4 protein-coding genes and 2 pseudogenes are annotated in these 5,444 nt (G+C 69.1%); 2 read left to right on the top strand and 4 right to left on the bottom strand.

Annotation, left to right across the window (positions count from 1 at the left end; translation table 11 throughout):
• The coding region (locus A5673_RS06645) for a hypothetical protein (protein WP_231970909.1) at positions 1-263 on the top strand (263 nt) is incomplete at its 5' end.
• Between the two features lie 147 nt (positions 264-410).
• Positions 411-692, top strand: a complete 282-nt coding sequence (locus A5673_RS28910; protein WP_156747943.1) for a hypothetical protein — start codon at positions 411-413, stop codon at positions 690-692.
• Between the two features lie 20 nt (positions 693-712).
• Here A5673_RS28910 and A5673_RS06640 read toward each other — a convergent pair whose 3' ends face one another.
• The 4 genes and pseudogenes from A5673_RS06640 to A5673_RS30400 form a co-directional block, all read right to left on the bottom strand.
• Entirely contained in the window at positions 713-3,316 is a 2,604-nt protein-coding gene (locus A5673_RS06640; protein WP_068228828.1) for a LuxR C-terminal-related transcriptional regulator, read from the bottom strand.
• A 274-nt stretch (positions 3,317-3,590) separates the two neighbouring features.
• Positions 3,591-4,073 (bottom strand): hypothetical protein, encoded by a 483-nt coding sequence (locus A5673_RS06635; protein WP_068228826.1) that lies wholly within the window; start codon positions 4,071-4,073, stop codon positions 3,591-3,593.
• Positions 4,049-4,479: pseudogene (locus A5673_RS28175) on the bottom strand (hypothetical protein); the annotation flags it as partial. The gene A5673_RS06635 and the pseudogene A5673_RS28175, both read right to left, overlap by 25 nt.
• A gap of 112 nt (positions 4,480-4,591) precedes the next feature.
• A pseudogene (locus A5673_RS30400) lies at positions 4,592-5,444 on the bottom strand (PE family protein); the annotation flags it as partial.

Below are 5,444 nucleotides of genomic sequence, written 5' to 3'. Positions count from 1 at the left end.
AGGATGCGCGGCTGGAACTCACCCGTCGCGGTCGGGGCGTGAGCTATCACGACATCGAGTTGGCCCTGGGGCCGGTCGCCGATCTCGACTTCATGGTCGATCGGCAGACGTTCCAGATGAAGCAGAATCCCTTGCGCTGGCTGTACTATCGCCAATCCGCGAATCGTCGGTACGCCAATTTACTCCGCCGACAATGCCCTGAGCTGCCGTTCGGCCTGTTCATGCCCTACCTGAATGTCGCAATTCGCAAGAAGGCGGGCTGAACCGGCGGCCTTGTTCGGATCGAATCCATTGTCGGCGGGAACAAGTCGAGTAGTGGTCGAGTAGTGAACTACCCACGTCCGCGCAGTGCTCGGGGAAGGATGGTTACCAGCGCGGCCTGGCGCGGGATCGAGAGTCGAGGGGGCCACATGCACAACCTCACCATTCGGCGCAGGCGAAGGGGTCGTCGTCGCGTGCTGCCTCGCGATCTGCCCACCGGCCGAACCACCAGCACGCGTATTGATCGCGGTTCGATCGTCCCGCTCTGCGCCCTGTGCATCGAAGCCGGCCGCGCAACAGAAGCGACCTTCCAAACGAGAGACCAGCTGTGCGGCTGTGATCAACACATTCTCGAGCTCGAGCAATACGGCCGCGCCGCGATACACCGACAACGAAAGCGGGTCGCGGCACAAGCGGCCGAGTCGAACTGAGGCAATGACGTTCGCGCCATTCACTTTTCGTCGCCGGCGGCGCGCATGAGGTGGACGAGCTGCGCACGATCGTCGATGCCCAGCTTGCTAAAAATGCGGTACACGTGACCCTCCACGGTTCGCACCGACACCACCAGCCGGTCGGCGATCTGACGGTTCGACAAACCGGCGGTGACCAAGTTCGCGATCTCGCGTTCGCGGGCCGTGATGGGCAACGGCGAAGCCGCGGCATCGACCGCCGGTGTTCGTAGTCCGCCCTGCGCGGCCAACGCGTGCGCGCGGGTCGAGGACCGTATTTGCTTGCCGCGCTGGCGGTTCTCGGCATGTGCACGCGCCGCCTGGGCGGCCGTGTCGGCCGCCAGCCCCAGCGCGCCCATGTCGGCGAACCGATCGGCCGCGCCGTCGAGGGTGTCGCCGTCGCAGTCGGCCAGTCCGCGGGCGTGCTCGGCGATCGCCTCGGCCAAGGGAGTCTCGAGCAGCTTGGCCAGCTCGGCGACCCGTGGGGCATGGGACTGGACCCCGAGGCGGACGGCGGTGTGCAGGGCCCGCAGCTCGACGGCGTCCATCCCGCATTGTCGGGCGATTTCCGCCGCGCGCAGCGCGTGGGTTTGCGCGGCCGCCGTATGACCCGCGGCGGCACGCTCCCAGGCCCGGGCCAGCTCGAGTTCGGGCAAGAACACCGCGACCTGTGGTCCGTAAGCGTCCTCAGCCCTGCGCAGCGCGGCCCCGGCGGACGCGCTGTCCCCCCTCGCGCCCTCGGCCTGCGCGGACCAGGCTGATACCAGCATCAACCAGCCCGGCGGAAAACCCCGCGACATCGCCGATATCGAATCCTCAAGGGCGGCACAGGCCGCCGTCAGCGCACCCCGCGCAAGCAGCACCGATCCGAGCATCGCGTCCAGAAAGGCTTCGGCGGCGGGCCACACCCTGGTCATGGCGGCGTAGCGCTCCCGAACCCGTTCGGCCGCAGGGTTATCGCCGGACGCCGTCAGTGCCACCACCTCTGCCAAACCCATGGCAAATCTGCACGGTCCCGATTGATCGAACGCGGCCGCCCGGCCCTCGTCCGCCACGCGCCGGACATCGCCCGACCGCCCGGTGAGGGCCAACGCCCAACACGTCCACGTAGCAGCCCACGTCTTCATGACCGGGGGCGCGTCGGATCGACAGACGTCGAACCCGAGGTCGAGCGCCGTTCGGACGTCGCCCGAAAAGCAGGCAAACGCCGCCTCCATGGCGGTGATGAGCGGCAGCAATGCGTCAGAAGCGTTGCGCGCCTTGACGTCGGCGAGCGCCAGCCGCGCCGCATCCACCTGCCTGCAGCTGAAGAACAGATTCGCGGCACGCTGACACCCCCACTGCACGACCAACCGCTCATCGGCGCCATCGGGGTTCACGTCGTTGAGCACCGCCTCGACCTCGTCGCCGCGTCCTTGCCAGCCCATCGCCTCCGCCAGCACGATCGCGGCGGGCAGGCCGCCACCGCGATCGAAAGCGAAGCGGGCCAACTCCTCTCCGAGCGTGACGTCGGACATGGTCATCGCGCCGGCCGCGGCGTCGACGATCAAATCGAGGTCGGGCGTCATGTCGCTGCGCGTCATCAACTGCGCCAGCCGCATCCGGGTGCGCACGTCGGCCGACCCGGACCGCTGCGTCCGTAGCTGTTGCTGAAGTTGTTGCGCCATCAGGGTAGTGAGCTGTCGCCTGCGCACCATCCCGGCTCGATGCATCGCCACCTCACCGAAGACGGGATGACCCAACCGCGCCACCGTGTGGTAGCCGTCGGCGACCACCTGGATCACTCCACGCCGCTCTAGGCGTACGACCACGTCGGCGTCGCAGAGCTCGCGCAGAATCTCCCAGTCGAGCACCTCCGCGGCAGCCACGATCTCCACGGCCTCCAATTCCTCCGGCGGATAGGACTGCAGGCGAAACTCGAGCAGGTCGTAGAGTTCGCGGTCCGCGCGCAGCGCACCGTGTAATTGCCAGCCCGCGTCCGTATGCACCAGCACTCCGCTTTCGCGTCCCGCCCCCAGCAAGCTGCGCAGTAGCAGCGGGCTGCCGCCGGCCCGCCCGTGCAACGCGTTGACCAGCCCGGTGTCGACGACGTCGCCGAGCACGGCGCGGGCCAGCTGCTCGGTCTGCTCCGGCGTGAACGCTTCGATGTGCAGGCTGAGCAGTAACCGCTCTTTCAGCAGGGCGGTGATCGCGTCGGGCACCGGTTCACCCGACCGGATTGTCACGATCAATCGCGCGCAGCCACTGGCCGCGAGCTGGTGTACCAGCGTCGCTGACAAGGGGTCAAGGAGCTGCGCGTCGTCGACGACGACGACGAGGTTCGCTTGCTGTTCGAGCGTTCGCTGCGCGGCCGCGAGCATGGCGGCCGGTTCCCGCGGCGCCGCCACCGTCACCGACCGATAGAACGCACCCAAGGGCACCGTCGAGCCGGTTTGGGTGCCGAGCACGTACCGCACCGTCGCCCCGTCCGACTCGAGTGTCTCGGCGAGCCAGTGGGCCAGCGTCGATTTGCCGACGCCACTCTCGCCGACCAACGCCACGCCACGAAACTGCGCGTCATCGGCGAGCGCCGTCAAGGCTTGACGCCGCTCGTCGTCGCGGGCCACTATCGGCCACCCCGACGCCCTCTCGGTCTGCAAAACGCTAAGCCTCCCCGACCCGGTTTTTCGCAGAGGCTACTGAGTCGGTCCACGATTCGGGGCTGATTTGCACTTTCCGGACAGAATCTGTTTAACCGGGATGAGCGGACGCATTTTTCGACAAAATCATGCCTGCCGCAGGGTTTTTGGGTGAGCGGCGTACTCGCGGCTCATGGTGCTGGGGCAAATCATCCCGGGGCAGCCCCCTATAGCCATGGCGCACAGGGGAATTCGCCGACGCCTAAGCCGGCCTTCCGGGTCGTCGGCCGACCAGCGGCCAATTGCCGGTCGTGTATTTGCGCCGCGCGGACCACAGCAGGACCACGCCCGTCGCGAAGGCGATGAATCCGCCGGCCAGCGCGACATAGATCAGGCGCGCATAGCTCGCGGTATACGCGGTCCCGTCATGGGCACGAACGGTCGTCCGCGATCCGGTCGCCCGATCATGCGCGTCGTAAACACCGAGGATGCGGCCGGTTTGTGACGCTCCGCCGACGCTCCAACTGCCGTCGCACGTTCCGCCTGCCGGGGGGCAGTGGCCGATCGTCGCCGTCGTCGGCGTCCCGCGCGCATACCCGTAGGTATCGGGCACCAACGCGGGGCGAAGAAACAGCACCCCACCGGCCACGCAAAGGATGCCGATAAGCGCGACGATCCGCGTCCACACCCCGACCCGCGCGGGCTGGGGGGCGCTGCCGGCTAGCTCGGGATCGCTCTGCACCATTCGTGAATGGTCTCACCGGGAAGGCCGCCGCGGCGGAAAATCCGGCACCCGTAGAACGGCGGTGGTCGATTGCGTTCGGCGACGTGGTCGGCGTTGAGGGCGCGTTCGGCGTCGATGCGGTGGGCGCGGTCTCGTTGCCGGGTTCGTCGCCTGGTGGGCATCATCGGGCCCCGGTCGCCGGAAAGTGAGCGATAATCCGTTGGGAGACCGTGCAATTCGCCGGTGGGTAAGCACAGAGCGGGAAACAGCAGCCGACTGCCCGGATGGGTGACGTGCGTGCGCCCGGCCGGCGAAGTCCACACGATGGTGCCGTCGGGCCGTTGTTCGTCGCGCCACTCGGGCCAAAAGGTCTTCAAAGATGATGTTTTCGGCACAGGCATTTGAGGTTCGAGGCGTGGGTCGGCCCTGGCGCCTCCGCATCGAGCAACTCGAACACAAGCGCGCGGCGACGCCGACGGGAGGAGAAGGCGGCGCCTGTGGACGCGCTGCCAACTGTGGATAAAGCGATTCGGTGGGTCCTACGGGCCGCCGCCGTCGCCGCCCTTGCCGCCATTGGCTACATCCGGGGAGTTGCCGAAGGCGGCGGCGGACCCGCCGCCCCCGCCGCCGCCGACGCTGGCTGCACCGCCGGCGCCGGGAGTGTCGGTGGCATTGCCGCCGCCGGCGCCCTCGCCGGTTTTACCGTCGACGCCGGCGCCGCCGATGGTTTGGCCGGTGCCGCCCGGGCCGCCCTGGCCACCGACGTAGGCGTCGGCGCTACCGCCTTGGCCACCACCGGCGCCGGGGCTGCCGGCGACACCGGCGCCGCCGCCACCGCCGCCGCCGGCGCTGAACTCACCGGAACTGCTGCTGATATAGCCGCCGTGACCACCCTTTCCTACGGTGCTAAAACTGCCGGCGTAGGCGCCGTCGGAGCCGTCATCGCCGACGGCAAGTGCGCTGCCGACCCCGGCGGCGCCGCCGCCACCCCCGCCGCCGCCGGGACCAGCTGAGCTGGCTTGAACGCCGCCGCCGCCAAAACCACCGCCGCTGGTAGCGACTTGGTTGGCCGATTGGGCGATCGCGGCGCCGCCGTTGCCGCCGTCGCCGCCCCTGCCGGCGCTCCCGCCCGCGGTGCTGACGCCGCCGGCACCGCCGCCTCCACCGCCGCCGCCCTGAGCGGCCACGGAGGCGGCGCTGATGAAGGGGGCGACGTCGGCGTTGCCGCCGTTGCCGCCGGTGCCGCCGTTGCCGCCCGTCACGCCGTTGCCGCCGCTGCCGCCCTGGCCGCCGTGACCGCCGGCGAATAACGCGCTGCCGGTGCCAAAGAAGTTGCTGTCGCCGCCGTTGCCGCCGTTGCCGCCGGTGCCGCCGGCGCCGCCGACGCTATTG

Source organism: Mycobacterium sp. E3198, from assembly GCF_001667015.1.
Taxonomy (GTDB): Bacteria; Actinomycetota; Actinomycetes; order Mycobacteriales; family Mycobacteriaceae; genus Mycobacterium.
The sequence above is the reverse complement of the archived record's forward strand: the minus strand, read 5'-3'. Positions and strand labels throughout refer to the sequence as shown.